At 60.8% G+C, this 19,667-nt stretch carries 14 protein-coding genes; 8 read left to right on the forward strand and 6 right to left on the reverse strand.

Annotation, left to right across the window (positions count from 1 at the left end; translation table 11 throughout):
- Positions 1-25 precede the first annotated feature (25 nt).
- The 3 genes from UIA24_RS14735 to UIA24_RS14745 are packed head-to-tail and all read left to right on the forward strand — an operon-like array spanning position 26 to position 3,626.
- Complete coding sequence (locus UIA24_RS14735) at positions 26-1,933, forward strand: sensor histidine kinase (RefSeq protein ID WP_330523163.1); 1,908 nt, start codon at positions 26-28, stop codon at positions 1,931-1,933.
- Positions 1,930-3,255, forward strand: a complete 1,326-nt coding sequence (locus UIA24_RS14740; RefSeq protein WP_330523164.1) for a sigma-54-dependent transcriptional regulator — start codon at positions 1,930-1,932, stop codon at positions 3,253-3,255. The genes UIA24_RS14735 and UIA24_RS14740 overlap by 4 nt, the downstream gene beginning before the upstream one ends.
- 35 nt (positions 3,256-3,290) lie before the next feature.
- Complete coding sequence (locus UIA24_RS14745; protein ID WP_065759332.1) at positions 3,291-3,626, forward strand: GlpM family protein; 336 nt, start codon at positions 3,291-3,293, stop codon at positions 3,624-3,626.
- On the opposite strand, the gene UIA24_RS14750 is transcribed toward UIA24_RS14745, so the two are convergent.
- Both UIA24_RS14750 and metE read right to left on the reverse strand, forming a co-directional pair.
- Positions 3,623-4,615, reverse strand: coding sequence for an alpha/beta fold hydrolase (locus tag UIA24_RS14750; RefSeq protein WP_330523165.1), 993 nt, complete (start codon positions 4,613-4,615; stop codon positions 3,623-3,625). The genes UIA24_RS14745 and UIA24_RS14750 overlap by 4 nt on opposite strands.
- Before the next feature lie 140 nt (positions 4,616-4,755).
- Positions 4,756-7,065, reverse strand: coding sequence for a 5-methyltetrahydropteroyltriglutamate--homocysteine S-methyltransferase (metE, locus tag UIA24_RS14755; RefSeq protein ID WP_102053767.1), 2,310 nt, complete (start codon positions 7,063-7,065; stop codon positions 4,756-4,758).
- Positions 7,066-7,175: 110 nt separating this feature from the next.
- On the opposite strand from metE, the gene metR reads away from it, so the two are divergent.
- Positions 7,176-8,093, forward strand: a complete 918-nt coding sequence (gene metR / locus UIA24_RS14760) for a transcriptional regulator MetR (RefSeq protein WP_065759335.1) — start codon at positions 7,176-7,178, stop codon at positions 8,091-8,093.
- A gap of 4 nt (positions 8,094-8,097) precedes the next feature.
- On the opposite strand, the gene UIA24_RS14765 is transcribed toward metR, so the two are convergent.
- On the reverse strand, positions 8,098-8,511 hold the full coding sequence (locus tag UIA24_RS14765) for an NUDIX hydrolase (RefSeq protein ID WP_102053766.1): 414 nt from the start codon (positions 8,509-8,511) through the stop codon (positions 8,098-8,100).
- A 156-nt stretch (positions 8,512-8,667) separates the two neighbouring features.
- On the opposite strand from UIA24_RS14765, the gene UIA24_RS14770 reads away from it, so the two are divergent.
- On the forward strand, positions 8,668-10,284 hold the full coding sequence (locus UIA24_RS14770; RefSeq protein ID WP_330523166.1) for an FMN-binding glutamate synthase family protein: 1,617 nt from the start codon (positions 8,668-8,670) through the stop codon (positions 10,282-10,284).
- Positions 10,285-11,911: 1,627 nt separating this feature from the next.
- On the opposite strand, the gene UIA24_RS14775 is transcribed toward UIA24_RS14770, so the two are convergent.
- Positions 11,912-13,333: an amino acid permease gene (locus UIA24_RS14775; RefSeq protein WP_099775624.1), complete on the reverse strand. Its 1,422-nt coding sequence runs from the start codon at positions 13,331-13,333 to the stop codon at positions 11,912-11,914.
- A 439-nt stretch (positions 13,334-13,772) separates the two neighbouring features.
- On the opposite strand from UIA24_RS14775, the gene UIA24_RS14780 reads away from it, so the two are divergent.
- Positions 13,773-16,925 carry a transglycosylase domain-containing protein gene (locus UIA24_RS14780; protein WP_330523167.1) on the forward strand — a complete coding sequence of 1,051 codons (3,153 nt, stop codon included), beginning with the start codon at positions 13,773-13,775 and terminating at the stop codon, positions 16,923-16,925.
- On the opposite strand, the gene UIA24_RS14785 is transcribed toward UIA24_RS14780, so the two are convergent.
- Positions 16,919-17,425 carry a C40 family peptidase gene (locus UIA24_RS14785; RefSeq protein ID WP_065759340.1) on the reverse strand — a complete coding sequence of 169 codons (507 nt, stop codon included), beginning with the start codon at positions 17,423-17,425 and terminating at the stop codon, positions 16,919-16,921. The two genes, UIA24_RS14780 and UIA24_RS14785, sit on opposite strands and share 7 nt — an antisense overlap.
- 228 nt (positions 17,426-17,653) lie before the next feature.
- On the opposite strand from UIA24_RS14785, the gene UIA24_RS14790 reads away from it, so the two are divergent.
- Both UIA24_RS14790 and UIA24_RS14795 read left to right on the forward strand, forming a co-directional pair.
- On the forward strand, positions 17,654-18,223 hold the full coding sequence (locus tag UIA24_RS14790; RefSeq protein ID WP_102052663.1) for a PadR family transcriptional regulator: 570 nt from the start codon (positions 17,654-17,656) through the stop codon (positions 18,221-18,223).
- Complete coding sequence (locus tag UIA24_RS14795; protein WP_330523168.1) at positions 18,220-18,996, forward strand: siderophore-interacting protein; 777 nt, start codon at positions 18,220-18,222, stop codon at positions 18,994-18,996. Before UIA24_RS14790 ends, UIA24_RS14795 begins: the two co-directional genes overlap by 4 nt.
- Positions 18,997-19,005: 9 nt before the next feature.
- Here the strand turns inward: UIA24_RS14795 and UIA24_RS14800 are convergent, their stop codons facing one another.
- Positions 19,006-19,665: a Pr6Pr family membrane protein gene (locus UIA24_RS14800; RefSeq protein ID WP_330523169.1), complete on the reverse strand. Its 660-nt coding sequence runs from the start codon at positions 19,663-19,665 to the stop codon at positions 19,006-19,008.
- Positions 19,666-19,667: the final 2 nt, after the last annotated feature.

The following is a 19,667-nucleotide window of genomic DNA, read 5'->3' on the forward strand; positions in this document are numbered from 1 at the left end:
CGCTGGTCGTACCAAGGCCACTGTGATGAAATGCGACCCTACGCTCTTTCGCCCAGCCAAGCCTGCACTTGCCGTGAAACCCCGTCTGATCCGTCACCTGTTTCTGCCGCCACTGATCCTCCTGCTGATGATCGGCCTGGGCGTGGCCGGCTTTCTGATCAGCGAACACAACGGCATACGCACCTTGAGCGAAACAGGCGAACGCCAGCTTGAGCTGCATGCGCGAGCGGTCGAGAGCGAAATCAGCAAGTACACCTACCTGCCAAGCTTGCTGGAGTTGGAGCAGAGTGTCTCAAGCCTGCTGAACGAAACGGATGGCGGACATCGCCAGGCCGTCAATGAATACCTCGAGGGCCTGAACCGACGCAGCCGCAGCCGGGCGATCTATGTCCTGGACACCAGCGGCCGGGTACAGGCCACGAGCAACTGGCGCGATGTCGACAGCTACCTGGGCGAAGACCTGTCCTTCCGTGCCTACTTCCAGGATGCCGTGCGCGGCCAGCCTGGACGTTTCTATGGCATTGGCAGCACCACGGGCGAACCCGGCTATTACCTGGCACACGGCCTGGAAGAGCATGGCAAGATCATTGGCGTTGCAGTCATCAAGGTGCGCCTTGAAGCCCTCGAAGAACGCTGGCAACGGGCACGTCTGGAAGCCTTCGTCAGCGATGAGAATGGCATCATCATCCTCTCCAGCGACCCTGCACGGCGTCTGAAGTCAGTACGACCACTGACACCGGAAACCAAGGAGCGCCTCGCGCGTAGCCTGCAATACTACTGGTGGCCACTCAACGAACTGCAGCCGCTGTCGCGCGAGAAACTGGGCGACGGCGTGGAGAAGCTGAGTTTCCCGGCCAATGCCGAGCTCGGTGACAGCCACCATGAAGTCGCCTACCTGGCCCAGACTCGCCGCCTGAGTGATACCCCCTGGCACTTTACCCTGCTGACACCACTGCAGGACCTGCGCCGCGAGTCCATCGTTCAGGGGGTACTGGCGGCCGTGGCTTTCGCACTGCTGGCCATCCTCCTGATTGCCTGGAACGAGCGGCGTAAAGTGATCGCCACGCGCTTGGCCGCCAGAGAAGCCCTGGAAGAAGCCAATAGCCAACTGGAGCGCAAGATCGCCGAAAGAACAGCCGATCTGCGCGCCAGTAATGAACGCCTCAAGGGCCAGATCCGTGAACGGCGCCATGCCGAGCAGACACTGCGCCATGCTCAGGACGAACTGGTTCAGGCTGGCAAGTTGGCGGCCATCGGCCAGATGTCTACCAGCATCGCTCATGAACTCAACCAGCCGCTGGCAGCATTACGCACACTGTCCGGCAACACCGTTCGCTTCCTCGAACGCGGTGCGCTGGAAACGGCCAGTACCAACCTGCTGACCATGAACGACCTGATTGATCGCATGGGCCGCATCACCGCCAGCCTGCGCTCATTTGCACGACGTGGTGATGACGGCGGCCAAGCCTCCTTGAGCAAAGCGGTGGAGGCCAGCCTGCAGGTACTCGGCAACCGTATCGCGAGCAGCCAGTTGCAGGTGCACAACGCGTTCGACGATCAGCAACTGGCCATCGACCAGACGCGGCTGGAGCAAATTCTGGTCAACCTGATCGGCAACGCCCTCGATGCCATGGCCGCGCAGCCCCAACCACAGCTATGGCTGGAAGGCGAACTGCTGAATGACAAGTACCGTCTGCGTGTACGCGATAATGGTCATGGCATTGACGATGAAACGCGTAAGCACCTGTTTGAACCCTTTTTCACCACCAAACCCGGAGAGCACGGCCTGGGCCTGGGCCTGACCTTGTCCGCCAGCCTTGCCGCCGCTGCCGGCGGCAGCCTGAGTGTCGAACATCCCGCCAGTGGCGGTACCGCGTTCATCCTCAGCCTGCCCCTGGTGTCCGCCGCCTCAGAACCTGCCGAGTCCTTATGAACCAAGCGCCACTTACCGTCCTGATCGTCGAAGATGACCCGCATGTGTTGCTCGGCTGCCAGCAGGCATTGGCACTGGAGGACATCGCCAGTGAGGGTGTCGGCAGCGCTGAAGAAGCACTGCAGCGGATCGGCGATGACTTCGCGGGAATCGTCGTCAGTGACATTCGCCTGCCTGGCATCGACGGCCTGGAGTTGCTCAGTCGACTCAAAGCCCGCGACCCTAGCCTGCCGGTGGTACTGATCACAGGTCACGGCGACATCAATATGGCGGTGGGCGCCATGCGCAATGGCGCCTATGACTTCATGGAAAAGCCCTTCTCGCCAGAACGTTTGGTCGACGTGGTGCGTCGCGCCCTCGAACAGCGTGGCCTGGCCCGCGAAGTGTTTGCCCTGCGTCGTCAGTTGGCCGAGCAAAGCACCCTGGAAGGCCGGATCATCGGCCGCTCGCCGGCCATGCAGGAGCTGCGTGAGCTGATTGCCAACGTCGCCGACACCTCGGCCAACGTGCTGATCGAAGGTGAAACAGGTACCGGCAAGGAATTGGTGGCGCGCTGCCTGCACGACTTCAGCCGACGCCAGGGTCAACCGTTCGTTGCACTCAATTGCGGTGGCCTGCCAGAGAACCTGTTTGAAAGCGAAATCTTCGGCCATGAGGCCAATGCCTTCACCGGGGCCGGCAAACGCCGGATCGGCAAGATCGAACACGCCAATGGTGGAACGCTGTTCCTCGATGAAGTCGAAAGCATGCCGATCAACCTGCAGATCAAACTGCTGCGAGTCCTTCAGGAACGCACCCTGGAGCGCTTGGGCTCGAACCAGAGCATCGCGGTCGACTGCCGGGTAATTGCCGCCACCAAAGCCGACCTCGACGCCCTCGGCCAATCCGGCCAGTTCCGCAGCGACCTGTACTACCGCTTGAACGTGGTGACGCTGGAACTCCCACCGCTGCGCGAGCGCCGTGAAGACATCCTGCAGTTGTTCGAGCACTTCCTGCTGCTGGCATCATTGCGCTTTGATCGCGAAGTACCAGCGCTCGACAGCCAGACCCTGTCACGCCTGATGGCGCACGATTGGCCGGGCAATGTCCGCGAACTGCGCAACGTTGCAGAGCGCTATGCCTTGGGCCTGCCGGCCTTCAAGAAAGCCGGTTCCAGCCCTGCACAGGGCCTGGGTTTTTCCGAAGCTGTCGAAGCCTTTGAACGCAACCTGCTCAGCGACGCCCTGCAACGCACCGGTGGCAACCTCAGCCAGGCCAGCCAGGAATTGGGCATGGCCAAAACCACGCTGTTCGACAAGGTCAAGAAATACGGCCTGGCCTGATGCCCGGGCGTGATGCCACTGGATAGAGAATCAACGTGGACCTGCTACTCAAAGCCTGCCTCGGCGCTGCTGTCGTGGTGATACTCGCGGCCCTGGCCAAAACCCGCAACTACTACATCGCCGGGCTCGTCCCGCTGTTCCCCACCTTCGCCCTGATCGCCCACTACATTGTCGGCAAGGGCCGCTCCGTGGACGATCTGAAGACCACCATCCTGTTTGGCATGTGGTCGATCATCCCCTACTTCGTCTACCTCGCCGCACTCTACCTGCTGGTAGACCGCCTGCGCCTTGAAGCCTCACTGGCCCTGGCCGCTGTCGCCTGGCTGATCGCTGCAACGGTACTGGTAAGCGTCTGGGTACGCTTTCACTAAAGCTGAGCCCAGTGGCTGAGGTCTTCGCGATGCTGACGCAGGTAAGGCAACACGGCCTCAAGCAAAGGCGCCTTGAACGGCTCCTGAAAGCGGTGCGCCAAGCCGGGAATCAAGCGTAACTGGCTGCCCTGAATATGCGCGGCCAGGTGCACACCATGCATCACCGGCAACAGCGGATCAGCCGTGCCATGCACCACCAGTACCGGCAGCCGCAAACGGTTGAGCAGTTCGACACGGCTGGGTTCGGCTAGGATTGCCATGATCTGCCGCTTGACCCCATCAGGGTTGAACGCACGGTCGTAGGATGCCGCGGCCTGTTGCAACAACACCTGCCGGTCGTCCATCACCTGCGGGCTGCCCAAGGCGGCAAGCAGGTCAGCTTGCTGCTCAATGGCTGCATCCCGGTTCGGTGCTCCACGCCGAGCCAGTTGCTCCACCAGTGCCGGGTTCGGCGCAGGCAACCCGGAAGCGCCGGAACTGGACATGATCAGCGTCAGGCTTTCTACCCGCTGCGGCGCGAGGTCAGCCAGGTGTTGAGCGATCATCCCGCCCATGCTCACACCCAGAACATGAAAGCGCCTGACCTGCAACGCGTCCATCAACCCCAGGCCATCTTCGGCCATGTCCGTCAGGGTATAAGGCGCCGACACCGGCAGCCCGAGTTTGTAGCGCAGTACTTCGTAGGTCAGGTTGGCGCCGACCGGTGGTTGATTCCAGGCCGACAACCCAACGTCGCGGTTGTCGTAGCGAATGACCCGAAAGCCTTGCTCGCACAGCGCAGCCACCACCTCATCCGGCCAATGGATAAGTTGCCCGCCCAGGCCCATGACCAACAACAGCGCAGGGTCGGAGCGACGCCCAATACTTTGATAAGCCAGGCTGACCTGCGCCAGTTCGACCCGCTCAGTTGGCACGTTGACGTCACAGCGTGACGCGGCGAACGCAGGTGCACCGCACAGCAGTGCGACAAAAAAGAAAAATGCCCGCATGACAGAAACACCAGAATGCAAATCCCCAGTAGAGCGCGAGTCTGATGACTTTCATTCGGGCGCGCTGCCACAAAACAGTGACCGTTTCATGACAATCGCCAAATGGTCAGACCTGCGGCGAACGCCGCAGGCCCCTTGCCTTATGCAAGCTGGCTGCGTAACTGCCGTGCCGCCGCCACCATGTTAACCAAGGCTGCTTCGGTCTCCGGCCAGGCACGCGTCTTCAGGCCGCAATCCGGGTTCACCCAGAGGCGCTCGGCCGGAATACGCGTGGCGGCCTTGCTGATGAGCTTGACCATCTCGGCGGTGTCCGGCACCCGTGGTGAGTGAATGTCATAGACACCGGGGCCAATGTCATTGGGGTAGTCGAACGCTTCAAAGGCCTCCAACAGCTCCATGTCCGAGCGCGATGTCTCAATGGTGATGACATCGGCGTCCATTGCCGCAATCGCCTCAATCACATCATTGAACTCGCTGTAGCACATGTGGGTATGAATCTGGGTATCGTCACGCACCCCGCTGGAACACAGCCGGAAGGCCTCCACCGCCCAGTCCAGATAGCCCTGCCATTGAGCCTGGCGCAATGGCAAACCTTCACGGAAAGCCGCCTCGTCGATCTGAACGATCTTGATGCCGGCCTTTTCCAGATCCTGCACTTCATCACGAATCGCCAACGCCAGTTGCTGCGCCTGAACCTTGCGCGAGACATCTTCACGCGGGAAGGACCACATCAACATCGTGACCGGGCCTGTCAGCATGCCTTTCATGACCTTGTCGGTCTGACGCTGAGCGTACGCGATCCAGGCCACCGTCATGGCTTGCGGCCGGCTCAGGTCGCCATAAATGATCGCTGGTTTGACGCAACGCGAACCATAGCTCTGCACCCAGCCGAAACGGGTGAATACATAGCCATCCAGTTGCTCGGCAAAATACTCGACCATGTCGTTACGTTCGGCTTCACCATGCACCAGCACATCCAGCCCCAGGCGCTCTTGCACCTTTACCGCATGACGAATTTCACTGTGCATGGCATCGGTGTAGTCGCTGGCCGACAGCTTGCCTTGCTTATAGGCCTGACGTGCCAGACGAATCGCCGACGTCTGCGGGAACGAGCCAATGGTGGTGGTCGGGAAGGCAGGCAACTTCAATCGCTGCCGCTGCGCTTCGATACGCTGGGCGAAAGGTGACTGACGCTGACTGTCGCGAGCACTCACCGCAGCAACCCGCGCCTGAACCTGCGGCTTGTGAATACGTGACGATTGCGCCCGGCTGTGTTTTACCGCGCGGCTGCTGCTCAAGGCGGCCTGCACGTCAGCGTCCTGCAGGTTGTTCAGCGCCTTGGCCAATACAGAAATCTCACTGCATTTCTGCACGGCAAAAGCCAGCCAGCCTTTCAGTTCGGCATCGAGCTTGTCCTCACGCGCCAGGTCCACCGGGCTGTGCAACAGTGAGCAGGAGCCGGCGACCCAGAGGTTGCTGCCAAAGCGCTGACGCGCCTGCTGCAGTTGCTCCAGCGCCTGGTCCAGGTCGCAACGCCAGACGTTACGGCCATTGACCACGCCCAACGACAGCACCTTGTAGCTCGGCAGACGATCAAGCACTGCCGGGAGTTGCTCCGGCGCACGTACCAGGTCGACATGCAGGCCATCCACCGGCAGGCTGACGGCCAGCCCCAGGTTGTCCTCCAGGGCCCCAAAGTACGTCGCAACCAGCTTTTTCAGAGGGGAATACTGAAGAATGTGATAAGCCCGCTCAAAGGCACTCTTCCACGCCTGCGGCAGATCCAGGCACAGGATTGGCTCATCGATCTGCACCCACTCCACGCCTTGCCGAGCCAGGCGGCTGAGAATCTCACCGTACACGGGCAGCAGTCGCTCAAGCAGGTCGAGCTTGTCGAAGCCCTCGCCCTTGGCCTTGCCAAGCCACAAGTAGGTCAGTGGGCCGATCAGCACCGGCTTGACTGCATGGCCCAGCGCTTGCGCTTCAGCGACCTCATCGAACAATTGTTCCCAACTGAGCAGGAAACGCTGATCGGCACTGAACTCCGGCACCAGGTAGTGATAATTGGTATCGAACCACTTGGTCAGTTCCTGAGCGTACTGGGCTTGCCCCTGCGAACTACCGCAGCAGGTCGTTGCACCACGCGCCATGGCAAACACGGTATCGAGGGTTGGCAGACCGTCATCGCCCCTGGTCGCGGCAAAGCGCTCAGGAATGGCGCCGAAGGCTACCGAGTGCGCCAGTACCTGGTCGTACCAGGCGAAGTCACCGACCGGTAGCAGTTCGATACCCGCCTCTTTCTGAACCTGCCAATGGCGTGCGCGCAACTCACGGCCTACCGCCAACAGCCCTGCCTGATCCAGGTCGCCCTTCCAATAGGCCTCCAGGGCTTTTTTCAATTCACGGTCAGCGCCGATGCGCGGAAAACCAAGGTTGTGGGCCAGTGCCATGACAAAACGTGCTCCCTGTAAAAGATGACGCTATTGTCGACAGCCGAGGCAACTTGAGACAAACTCAATAAATTCGTGTTCATCTCAAAGTTTACTCATGGAGCCTTCCGGTGCTTGAAATTCGTCACCTGAAAACCCTGCACGCCTTGCGCGAGGCCGACAGCCTGGTAGAGGCAGCAGAACGCCTGCACCTGACCCAATCGGCGCTGTCGCATCAATTCAAGGAGCTGGAAGAGCGCCTGGGTATGCAACTGTTCATGCGCAAGACCAAACCCCTGCGCTTCACCAGTGCCGGCCTGCGCCTGCTGCAGTTGGCCGACGCCACCCTGCCCTTGCTGCGCAGCGCTGAGCGCGATATTGCGCGTTTGGCCGGCGGTACTGCAGGGCGCCTGCATATGGCCATCGAATGCCACAGCTGCTTTCAGTGGCTGATGCCGACCATCGACCAGTTCCGCGATGCCTGGCCGGAGGTCGAACTTGACCTGGCCTCGGGTTTCGCCTTTGCACCGCTGCCCGCACTGGCACGTGGTGACCTGGACCTGGTGGTGACCTCCGACCCACTGGAGTTGGCCGGGATCACCTATGTTCCGCTGTTCACTTACGAGGCCATGCTGGCCGTCGCCAATCAGCACCCTCTGGCGGGCAAGAGCTATGTCGTACCCGAAGACCTGTCCAGCGAAACCCTGATTACCTACCCGGTGGAGCGCGACCGCCTGGATATCTTCACCCGTTTCCTGGAGCCGGCCGACATCGAGCCCGCACAGGTGCGTACCGCGGAGCTGACGGTGATGATGATGCAGTTGGTCGCGAGCGGCCGCGGCGTCTGCGGCATGCCACATTGGGCGCTGCACGAGTACAGCTCACGTGGTTATGTGAAGGGCAAGCGTCTGGGCGAGAAAGGCCTGTTCGCCACGCTGTACGCGGCGGTACGTACCGATATGCTCGACGCCCCGTACATGCGCGACTTCCTGCTGACCGCCAAGGACACCTCCTTCTCCACGCTCGACGGCGTCAGCGCGGTGCGTTGAAGGATCAGGCTGGAGCGTGCGTCAACGTTCTGTAGAGCGGCAGAATCCAGTCTCGGGTCAAGGGGGCCAGTTCAAGGTTCAGGGTCGCGTTTGCATCGACCCAGACGGCCTCCTCGATCTCTGCTGCGGGCTCGACACTGGCGTCGGTATGAACCTGGAACAGCTCCGCCTGCACCTCAAACCCCGGCTCGTTGGCCGCTGGCGCGCTGAATACGCCAAGGTAGCCTGCTTTCAAGGGGTCGATCTGCAAGCCCAGTTCCTCGTGCAGCTCACGGGCCAGGGCATCGACAGGTTGCTCATGGGCTTCAATCTTGCCGCCTGGCTGCATGAACGCCTGCGTACCACGCTTGCGCACAAGAAGGGTTTGACCCTGCGGGTCGATCAACAGGGCAGCGGCAATGCGAATGATCTTGGTCATGGTCGGCTCTTCACGGAGAACGCGCAATGATACACGCAAGATCTCTGAACACAGACCTCACCGGGAGACCCTGGGCTGGCGTTTGAATCCTGAACCGGGCTATGGTCCAGGATTGCCCAGGCCCTGAGCCTGACCGAGCCATCGCAAGGACCCTGTATGAGCCTGTCACTTCTCAGTCGCTACGCCTTTTTTGTCTGTTGTGTACTGTTCACCCTCGCCAGCCTGCCGTTTCTTGAAAACGACTGGCTTTGGCCCTTCACCCTGACCACAGGCGTACTTAGCCTGATTGGCCTGGTTGATTTGCTTCAGAGTCGCCACGCCGTCAGGCGCAATTACCCGATTTTGGGCAACATCCGCTACCTGGTCGAAGGTATTCGACCGGAAATCCGCCAGTACCTGCTGGAAGCTGACAGTGATGCCCTGCCCTTCTCGCGCGCGCAGCGCTCACTGGTTTATGCCCGAGCCAAGAACGAGGCCTCGGACAAGCCCTTTGGCACGCTGATCGATGTCTACCAATCGGGCTTTGAGTTCATTGGCCACTCCATGCGCCCGGCGCCACTGAGCGACCCGAACAGCTTTCGGGTCATGGTTGGCGGCCCGCAATGCACACAGCCGTATTCAGCCTCGGTGTTCAACATCTCGGCCATGAGCTTTGGCGCACTCAGCGCCAATGCCATTCGTGCGCTGAACCAGGGCGCCAAACTCGGCAACTTCGCCCACGATACTGGCGAGGGCAGCATCAGCCCTTACCACCGCGAGCATGGCGGCGACCTGACCTGGGAACTGGGCAGCGGCTACTTCGGTTGCCGCACGGCGGAGGGTCGCTTCGACCCTGAGCGCTTCGCCGAACAGGCGCGCAACCCGCAAATACGGATGATCGAAATCAAGATGAGCCAAGGGGCCAAGCCCGGCCATGGCGGCATCCTGCCCAAGCACAAGGTCACCCGTGAAATCGCCGAAACCCGTGGCGTAGCCATGGGCGAAGACTGCATCTCACCGTCACGACACAGCGCCTTCTCGACCCCAATCGAGCTGATGCAGTTCATTGCCCAATTGCGCGAACTCTCCGGCGGCAAGCCGGTAGGCTTCAAATTCTGCCTGGGCCACCCCTGGGAATTCATGGGTATTGCCAAGGCCATGCTGGAAACCGGCATTCTCCCGGACTTTATCGTCATCGACGGCAAAGAAGGCGGCACGGGTGCGGCGCCCGTGGAGTTCACCGACCATATCGGCGTGCCGATGCGTGAAGGCCTGCTGTTCGTACACAACACACTGGTCGGCCTGAACCTGCGCGACAAAATCAAACTGGGGGCCAGCGGCAAAATCGTCAGTGCCTTCGACATTGCCAGTGTCCTGGCCATTGGTGCCGACTGGGCCAACTCGGCGCGCGGCTTCATGTTCGCCATCGGCTGCATCCAGTCGCAAAGCTGCCACACCAACAAGTGTCCAACCGGTGTCGCAACCCAGGACCCACTGCGCCAGCGCGCCTTGGTGGTACCCGACAAAGCCCAGCGGGTGTTTCACTTCCACCGCAACACCCTCAAGGCCCTGGCCGAAATGCTCGCGGCGGCGGGCCTGGATCACCCCTCACAGCTGCAGGCCAAACACCTGGTACGACGCATGTCAGCGACCGAAATCAAACTGTTCTCGCAACTGCACGTGTTCCTCAAGCCTGGTGAACTGCTGACAGGCGAAGTCAGCGGCGAGTTCTACCAGCGTATGTGGCGCATGGCCCGGGCTGACAGTTTTGAGGCGCACACAGACGTAGCCTGATTCAACGGAAAACCGGCCGAGCTTGCTGTGGGATGCCGGGGCTTCGGCGGGGTGTCAGAGCCTTCGCGGAGTCTGCATCGCGGGCAAGCCCGGCTCCTACAGGTTACGCGGGGTCTGTTGGAGCTGGCTTGCCTGCGATGGCGTCGGTGGGGTGTCCGTGAGTTCGCGGTGGCTGCATCGCGGGCAAGACCCGCTCCTACAGCTGGCGCGGGCTCTGTTGGAACTGACTTGCCTGCGATGGCGTCGGTGGGGTGTCCGTGAGTTCGCGGTGGCTGCATCGCGGGCAAGACCCGCTCCTACAGCTGGCGCGGGCTCTGTTGGAGCTGGCTTGCCTGCGATGGTGTCGGTGGGGTGCCCGTGAGTTCGCGGCGCCTGCATCGCGGGCAAGCCCGGCTCCTACAGGTTACGCGGGGGTCTGTTGGAGCTGGCTTGCCTGCGATGACGTCGGTGGGGTGCCTGCGAGTCCGCGGCGCCTGCATCGCGGGCAAGACCCGCTCCCACAGCTGGCGCGGGCTCTGTTGGAACTGACTTGCCTGCGATGGCGTCGGTGGGGTGTCCGTGAGTTCGCGGTGGCTGCATCGCGGGCAAGACCCGTTTCCACAGCTGGCGCGGGCTCTGTTGGAGCAGGCTCGCCTGCGATGGCGTCGGTGGGGTGCCTGCGAGTTCGCGGCGCCTGCGTCGCGGGCAAGCCCGGCTCCTACAGGTTACGCGGGGGTCTGTTGGAGCAGGCTCGCCTGCGATGGCGTCGGTGGGGTGCCTGCGAGTCCGCGGCGCCTGCATCGCGGGCAAGCCCGGCTCCTACAGGCTGCGCGGGCTCTGTTGGAGCTGGCTTGCCTGCGATGGCGTCGGTGGGGTGCCTGCGAGTCCGCGGCGCCTGCATCGCGGGCAAGACCCGCTCCTACAGCTGGCGCGGGGTCTGTTGGAGCTGGCTTGCCTGCGATGGCGTCGGTGGGGTGTCCGTGAGTTCGCGGTGGCTGCATCGCGGGCAAGACCCGTTTCCACAGCTGGCGCGGGCTCTGTTGGAGCAGGCTCGCCTGCGATGGCGTCGGTGGGGTGTCAGTGAGTTCGCGGCGCCTGCATCGCGGGCAAGACCCGCTCCCACAGCTGGCGCGAGCTCTGTTGGAGCTGGCTTGCCTGCGATGGCGTCGGTGGGGTGTCAGTGAGTCCGCGGCGCCTGCATCGCGGGCAAGACCCGCTCCTACAGCTGGCGCGGGCTCTGTTGGAGCAGGCTCGCCTGCGATGGCGTCGGTGGGGTGTCCGTGAGTTCGCGGCGTTTGCATCGCGGGCAAGACCCGCTCCTACAGGTTACGCGGGCTCTGTTGGAGCTGGCTTGCCTGCGATGGCGTCGGTGGGGTGTCAGTGAGTTCGCGGTGGCTGCATCGCGGGCAAGCCCCGCTCCCACAGCTGGCGCGAGCTCTGTTGGAGCTGGCTTGCCTGCGATGGCGTCGGTGGGGTGTCCGTGAATTCGCGGTGGCTGCATCGCGGGCAAGACCCGCTCCTACAGCTGGCGCGGGCTCTGTTGGAGCTGGCTTGCCTGCGATGGCATCGTTGGCTTGGAAATACAAACCCCCGCTAAAAAGCGGGGGTTCGTCAGCAGCCTGATCCGGTCACTGGACCGGGTTTTCTATCAGGACACAGAGCGCGCCACGGCCACACTGTCCTCTTTCGGGGACAGCTTGAACACGTAGTACAGCACCGTCAGCAGCACCAGGAAGGCTGGGCCGACGTACAGCGCGATACGGGTTTCCTCAAAGTACGCCATCAGGCCTACCACCAGGATCAGGAACGCCAGCGCCAGGTAGGAGCTCAACGGCCACAGCCACATGCGGAACTGCAGACGGTCACGTTCGGCCTTGGACAGGCCAGCACGGAACTTCAGTTGCGCCAGCAGGATCATGACCCAGGTCCAGATCGCACCGAAGGTAGCGATAGCGGTGACCCAGACGAACACTTTTTCCGGTACCAGGTAGTTGAGCAGTACACCCAGCAGCAATGCCGCGATCGACAGCAGCAGCGCGTTGCGCGGCACGCCGTTGCTTGAGGTGCGGGCAAAGGAGGCAGGCGCCTGGCCATTCTGCGCAAGGCTGTAGAGCATACGACCGGTACTGAAGATACCGCCGTTGCAGGACGACAGTGCCGCAGTGATCACCACGAAGTTGATGATGCCGGCAGCGGTCTTGATGCCCAGACGTTCAAAGGTCATCACGAACGGGCTGCCCTGGCTGCCAATTTCGTTCCATGGGTAGATGGACAGGATCACAAACAGTGCGCCGACATAGAACAGCAGGATGCGCCAGAATACCGAGCCAATGGCATGCGGAATGGTCTTTTGCGGGTTACGCGCTTCGCCGGCAGTCAGGCCGATCATTTCTACGCCAAGGTAGGCGAACATCACCATTTGCAGCGACATCAGCACGCCGGTCACGCCGTTAGGCATGAAGCCGCCATTGCTCCAGAGGTTGGAGATGCCCAGCGCGACGCCATCGTTACCGAAGCCAAACGCGATCACGCCGATACCGCCCAGTACCATCGCGATGATGGTGACGATCTTGATCAGGGCGAACCAGAACTCGAACTCACCAAACGCCTTGACTGCGATCAGGTTGACCCCACCCATGCTTGCCAGGGCCGCCAGGGCCCAGATCCAGCGAGGTACATCAGGGAACCAGATGCCCATGTAGATGGCCACCGCCGTGATTTCAGCAACACAGGTCACCAACCACAGGAACCAGTAGTTCCAGCCGGTCAGGAAGCCTGCCAATGGGCCGAGGTAGTCTTGCGCGTAACGGCTGAAGGAGCCGGCGACCGGGTTGTGAACGGCCATTTCACCAAGGGCACGCATGATCACCAGGATCGCCAGACCGCCAATGATGTACGACAGCATGATCGCAGGCCCGGCCATTTCAATGGCCTTGGCCGACCCCAGGAACAGGCCGACACCGATACAGGCACCCAGTGCCATCAGGCGGATGTGACGCTCTCCGAGTTCTCGCTTGAGCGGACCGCCTTGGGCGGTCTCGCCGTGAGAAGGGTGGTTGCCGACTGACATAGAAATACAACCTCATTTTGTTATTGGATATAAACCGATCGTGCAGACCTGGCACCGCCGATAGGCAGGTACGAAGCCTTGCCGGGCCAACCTTTTGGGTGAGCCCGTCAACCCGCAAAACACCACGCAGGCTGAGCAAAAGGGGCGAGCAGTATAAAAAGGCCATCGCAGGTCTTTTCACTATAAAAACCAGGATCTTTGGCGAGAAGTCTCGGCAAAATCCGCTTATACGGAGTGGCATTCCCCGCGCTTACCCCTCCCTCAAAAACAGGGCGGGTAAAATAGCACCAAACCAGGGCATTACAACCACAACCAAAGGCGCATGCTCCGATTACGCTCCGAGAAATGCCTTACAAGCTTCTACAAATTTTTCACCTAAGCTGCTCAGCGTCTAAGCTTCAGGCAAGCAAGACGAATACACGTAGCCGGGCTAAAGACTATGGGCGCACTGTGGCAATCGGAACCAACAACGGCTGAAGCCCCTTCTGAACGTCTGGAAGACGTGCCTCCACCCAAAAGCCCTCGCAAGCGTCGCGTCTGGTGGCGGCTGCTGTGGCCCTTGTGGTTATTGCTACTGATCGCCCTCATCGCTGTGGGCTTCGCCATCGCCGAAGAAATGCAGACGTCACGTTTGCAGTCACGTGAATTCAGCCACTTTGCAGCAACCCTCAGTTACTCGATGCACAAAGGCCCGAGCGACGCGATCATGTATCCGGGCGATGGCCCGTTCGATAAGCGCCTGGGCTACAGCGCACTCGGTGACTTCCTGCCTCGCCTGCTCAAGCGCGACTATCTGGTCAGCGAGCAAACACGCTTTTCCCCCGAGCTGATGAACTATGCCAAGCATGGTTTCTTCGTGCCTTACACCGAAAAAATCCAGGCGGGCTTGTCGATTACTGACTGTAAAGGCGAGGCCCTGTATCAGTATCACTATCCGCAGCACCTCTACTCCGACTTTGCTTCGATCCCGCCGGTGATCGTTCACAGTTTGCTGTTCATAGAAAACCGCGACCTGCTTGACCCCAATGATCCCAATGCAAACCCGGCAGTCGACTGGCCACGCTTCGCCAAGGCGGCCTATACCCAGGTCGCCAAGTACCTGGCCCTTCCGGGCCAATCGGCAGGTGGCAGTACCCTGGCCACTCAACTGGAAAAATACCGGCACTCCCCTGACGGGCTGACCGTGTCTGGCAGCGAAAAAATACGGCAGATGATTTCGGCCAGTGTCCGTGCCTATCAGAACGGCCCACAAACCCTGGAAGCCCGGCAACGTATCGTGCGCGACTACCTCAACAGTGTGCCGCTGTCGGCCGTCCCCGGGCATGGCGAGGTGCATGGTATGGCCGAAGGCTTGAGGGTCTGGTACGGCGCGGACTTCGCCCAGGTCAATCAGTCGTTGTTGTCCACCGACAACGACCCGGCCAGCCTTGCCGCACGAGGGTTGGCACTGCGTCAGGTGCTCTCGCTGATGATCGCGCAGCGTCGGCCATCGTATTTCCTGTCCAAAGGCCGCAATGATCTGGCCGAACTGGCCGACAGTCACGTGCGCCTGCTCGCGGCCAACAACATCATCGATCGATCACTGGCTGACGCCGCGCTGGCCAGCAAAGCGACCTACCGTGACTGGGTTGCCCAGCCGACCATTGTCCCCATCGTTACCAACAAGGGCATCAGCCTGGCACGTGCGCGGCTCTCGGCGATGCTCAACCGCCCCCTGTATGACCTGGATCGCCTTGATCTTTCAGTCACCAGTACGCTGCAGTCCAGCCTGCAAGACCAGATCAGCGAATACCTCAAAAATCTCGCGGACCCGGCCTTTGCAGAAAAAACCGGGCTGTTCGGCGAGCGCCTGCTGACCCCGACCACCACAACCCAGGTACGCTACAGCTTCACCCTCTTTGAGCGCACCCCGGACGGTGCACGGGTACGGGTGCAAACCGACAGCACCGATCAACCCTTCGACATCAACGAAGGCAGCAAGTTGGAACTGGGTTCAACCGCCAAACTGCGGGTACTGACCACCTACCTGGAGATCATCGCCGAACTGCATGATCGCTATGCCGACAAAAGCCCGGCCGAGCTGAAAAAAGTCGAGGTGCCCGAGCTGGACCGCATTACCGGCTGGGCGGTGGATTACCTGATTCAGAACAAGGACCGCAACCTCAGCGCGATGCTTGATGCGGCACTGGAGCGCAAGTACTCGGCCAACCCCGGCGAAGCCTTCTTCACGGGTGGAGGCTTGCACGTCTTCAACAACTTCCGCCGCGAAGACAATGGACGCCTGCCGACACTGAAGGATGCCCTGCGCGAATCGATCAACCTCCCCTTCATTCGCCTGATGCGTGATCTGGTGCGCTACAGCACGTACCAATCACCGAACAACAGCGGCCAACTGCTCAAAGACGATGCAGACCCACGTCGCCAGGAGTATCTGGCACGTTTCGCCGACCGCGAAGGCACCGACTATCTCAAGCGATTCTGGAAAAAGTACCAACGCAAGACATCCCAGGAGCGCCTCGACACCTTTCTCGACAGCCTGAATGCCACACCGATCCGCTTGGCTGCCGTACACCGGTACCTGTTTCCCGAAGCCGACCAGGCAACCTTCAACGCCTTTGTGCAAGCCCACTTGAAAAAGGACACTTCAGCCGACAAGCGCAAGAAAGACGCGTTGACCGAAAAACGGCTCGAGGAGATGTACATAAACTACGGCCCGGGCCGCTACGACCTGCCCGACCAAGGCTATATCGCCCGGGTTCACCCACTGGACTTGTGGCTGCTGGGCTACTTGCTGAAAAACCCCGGAGCACAATTCAAGGACGCGGTTACAGCCAGCCATTTCGAACGCCAGGAAGTCTATAGCTGGCTGTTCAAGAGCCGGCACAAAGGCGCCCGCGACAGCCGTATTCGGACACTGGTGGAAATTGAGGCGTTTCTCGACATCCATCAACGCTGGAAACGTGTCGGTTATCCCTTCGACCACCTGGTGCCATCGTTGGCCACTGCTATCGGCAGTTCTGGTGACCGCCCCGCCGCCCTGGCCGAACTCATGGGCATCATCTTGAACGACGGCGTACGCATGCCCACCCTGCGCATCGACACCCTGCACTTCGCGGCCGACACCCCTTATGAAACGCGCCTGATCAGTGACCCAGACCGCGGCGAACGGGTATTGCCGGCGGAGGTCGCCAAGGCCCTGCGCGGTGCGCTGTCACAAGTGGTTGATGCCGGTACGGCACGTCGGGTGTCGGGTAGCTTCAAACTGCCTGACGGTACAGCATTGGTCATGGGCGGCAAGACCGGCACCGGCGACAACCGCATCGAAAGCTTCGGGGCAGGCGGACGCATCCTCGGATCACGCTCACTGAACCGTACTGCGACATTCGTGTTCTACATCGGCGACAGCCATTTCGGCACCCTGACCGCCTTCGTTCCAGGGCGAGCCGCCGAATCGTTCAAGTTCACCTCAGCGTTGCCGGTACAAGTGCTCAAGGGCATGGCGCCACTTCTAATGCCCTACCTTGTGCCAGGCACCCATACGTTGTGCAACATACCCACGCTCACCGCTCAGCGAGGCGCAACGGTTCAATGACCGTGAAAGCGCTTGGCCGTGGTGAAGCTATTGCGCCAGTAACGATTGCTTAACGAATCGATACGAATCGCCTTGCCGCTACGGGGTGCATGAATGAATTGCCCCTCGCCGATGTACAACCCGACATGGCCAATACGACCTTGGCCGTTGCGGTTAAAGAACACCGCATCACCGCGCTTGAGTTGCGGCGGGCTTATGGTCTTGCCCTGCCCCTTGAGCATGGATGATGTGGTGCGCGGCAAGCTGATACCCACCTCACTACGGTACAGATAGACCAACAAGCCACTGCAATCAAAACCGCTCTTTTCCGACATTCCGCCCCAACGGTAAGGCACGCCGATGAGCTCATGGGCACGTTCGACCAACCGGTCGAGGTTTGCCTCGAGTTCCTGGCGGGCCACGTAGTCGTGCCCACCCTTAGGGGTAACCAAATGAACATTCGCCTGGGCAAAAAATGAAAGGCCCCAGAGCAGGCCGACACGCAAGAAAAAACCAACCACGTCATATACCCCCTGAAGGGTGAAGGAAACGCGGCAGATCTTAGAGTTGACAGGGGCAAGCAGGAATAAAGGGAATCCGAGGGTTATGTAAGAAAAAACCTAGGGCAACGCCCACGACGCCTCTTGCAGTGAACCACACCCGCACACCGAGCGCTTGCTTTAAGATATATCTTGAGTAATATCTAAATAAGTATCTCAAGATATATCTCAGACCCAAAGGCAGCCCTAATGCGCGATCATCCTTCACACCACGAACACAGCGACCGTCATGACGGCTTTGAACGTCGCAGTGGCCGCGAACGAGGCGAACGAGGCCCGCGAATCTTTGCCCCGGGCGACCTGAAGCTGCTGCTGCTGTCGATGCTCGCCGAACAGCCCTGTCACGGCTATGACCTGATTCGACGCATCGAAGCCCTGTTCGACGGGCGCTACAGCCCAAGCCCAGGCGTCATCTACCCCACCCTGACCTTTCTTGAAGAAAGCGAGTGGATCATCGGCCAGGCCGAAGGCAGCAAGAAGCGTTACAGCGCCACAGCAGCGGGCCTCCAGGCCTTGGCTGAACAGGCCATCGCCCTGGACGGCGTGCGCATGCGCCTTGAGGTCAGCAAGCGCTCTATCGGCGTGCATGACCGCCCGCAGGAAATCCACGAAGCCGTACACAACCTGCGCCATGCGCTGCAAATGCACAGCGGGCGCTGGAACCCCGAAGAAATCGTACGGGTGCGCAACCTGCTCAATGACACCGCCAGAGCCATTGTTGCCGGCCCGGCAACGGCCCTTCAGGAGAAAACCGAATGACGGTTAACGACACCACCACGATTCACCGCGTCAACCATGAGATCAAACGCCGTTGCCTGCAGGTACTGCGCGTCACCGATCTGACCCCGCGTATGCGCCGGATCACCTTGGGCGGCCCTGAACTGCAGGGCTTTCTGAGCCTGGGCAGTGATGACCACATCAAACTGCTGTTTGCCTGCTCGCCACAAGAACAGGCCGCACTGGACAACCCGGGACAGGATCAGGACGGCGTCAAACCGACCATGCGCGAATACACGCCGCGCCGTATCGACGAAGTGGCAGGCGAGCTGGATATCGACTTCGTGCTGCATGGCGACGGCCCGGCCTCTACCTGGGCGGCTCAGGCAACAGTGGGCCAGACGCTGAACATCGCGGGGCCGCGCAGCTCAATGGTGGTGCCGGACATGTTCGACAGCTACCTGTTGATCGGTGACGAAACCGCCATTCCGGCAATTGCCCGACGCCTTGAAGAACTGCCGGCCACGCGTAACGCGCTAGTGGTCATTGAAGTGGAAAATGCGCTGGAACAACAACCACTGGCAAGCCTGGCAAACGTACAGGTCATCTGGGTTCAGCGTCACCAGCAAGACCTGCTTGAGGTACTGAAACAGCTGCCCCTGCCCGCTGGTGAGCTGTACACCTGGGTTGCCCTGGAAAAGGCACTGACCCGCCAGGCCAAACGCCTGCTGCTGGAAGACAAGGGCGTTCAGGAGGACCGGCTCAAAGCGGTCGCCTATTGGCGCCTGGGCGAAGACGACAACCACAACGCGTAAACCGTGGCATCAGGGCTGCGCTCTGGCGGCTGCCAGACGCCTGCCCTGCCATTGATCGAGGCTAATCAACAGCAGCCCTAGTGCAACAAAACCCACCAGGATAGCCAGCGCATTGAGCATCACCTGCGCATACCCCAGTGTGGCGACATCAATGAACGGGTAGGGATAGACGCCAATTTCGTGCCCACGCAGCAGCACATAGCCAAAGTAACCCAGCGGGTAAAGCAACCACGGTAAAATCTGTATTGCCCGCAAACTGCCCTTGGGTACACAGCACCACCAATACCCCAGGTACAACAGCGGCATGACGTCATGCAGCAGTTCATCGACCAGCCATTGCCAGCCTTGCGGCTGCCACAGGTGGCGTAACAACAGGCTGTATGCCACCCCCACCAGCGAAATGCTGACTGCAACTGCAGAACTCACCGATGGCCGCAGAAAAAACTGCCGCACCGGGCCTTCTCGGCCAAACGCCGCCTGACTGAGCACTACAGCAACCAGGGTGTTACTGAGTACGGTGAAGTAGCTGAAGACATTCACCAGCCCGCCTATCAGGCTGGCCTGCGCCTGCCAGCGCGCCCACAACACCAGGTACATCTGAATGGCCAGTGCAGCCCACCCCAGGCAGGCCAGCAGCCCTACCCAAGGCACCCGCTGCTCCAGACGCATCA

Source organism: Pseudomonas sp. AL 58 (genome assembly GCF_036348395.1).
Lineage (GTDB): Bacteria > Pseudomonadota > Gammaproteobacteria > Pseudomonadales > Pseudomonadaceae > Aquipseudomonas > Aquipseudomonas defluvii.

Bases quoted from the DNA above. Each gene is read 5' to 3' on its own strand.
- UIA24_RS14735 (WP_330523163.1), top strand. From the start codon at position 26: ATGAAATGCGACCCTACGCTCTTTCGCCCAGCCAAGCCTGCACTTGCC.
- UIA24_RS14740 (WP_330523164.1), top strand. From the start codon at position 1,930: ATGAACCAAGCGCCACTTACCGTCCTGATCGTCGAAGATGACCCGCAT.
- UIA24_RS14750 (WP_330523165.1), bottom strand. From the start codon at position 4,615: ATGCGGGCATTTTTCTTTTTTGTCGCACTGCTGTGCGGTGCACCTGCG.
- metE (WP_102053767.1), bottom strand. From the start codon at position 7,065: ATGGCACTGGCCCACAACCTTGGTTTTCCGCGCATCGGCGCTGACCGT.
- UIA24_RS14765 (WP_102053766.1), bottom strand. From the start codon at position 8,511: ATGACCAAGATCATTCGCATTGCCGCTGCCCTGTTGATCGACCCGCAG.
- UIA24_RS14770 (WP_330523166.1), top strand. From the start codon at position 8,668: ATGAGCCTGTCACTTCTCAGTCGCTACGCCTTTTTTGTCTGTTGTGTA.
- UIA24_RS14775 (WP_099775624.1), bottom strand. From the start codon at position 13,333: ATGTCAGTCGGCAACCACCCTTCTCACGGCGAGACCGCCCAAGGCGGT.
- UIA24_RS14780 (WP_330523167.1), top strand. From the start codon at position 13,773: ATGGGCGCACTGTGGCAATCGGAACCAACAACGGCTGAAGCCCCTTCT.
- UIA24_RS14790 (WP_102052663.1), top strand. From the start codon at position 17,654: ATGCGCGATCATCCTTCACACCACGAACACAGCGACCGTCATGACGGC.
- UIA24_RS14795 (WP_330523168.1), top strand. From the start codon at position 18,220: ATGACGGTTAACGACACCACCACGATTCACCGCGTCAACCATGAGATC.
- UIA24_RS14800 (WP_330523169.1), bottom strand. From the start codon at position 19,665: ATGCGTCTGGAGCAGCGGGTGCCTTGGGTAGGGCTGCTGGCCTGCCTG.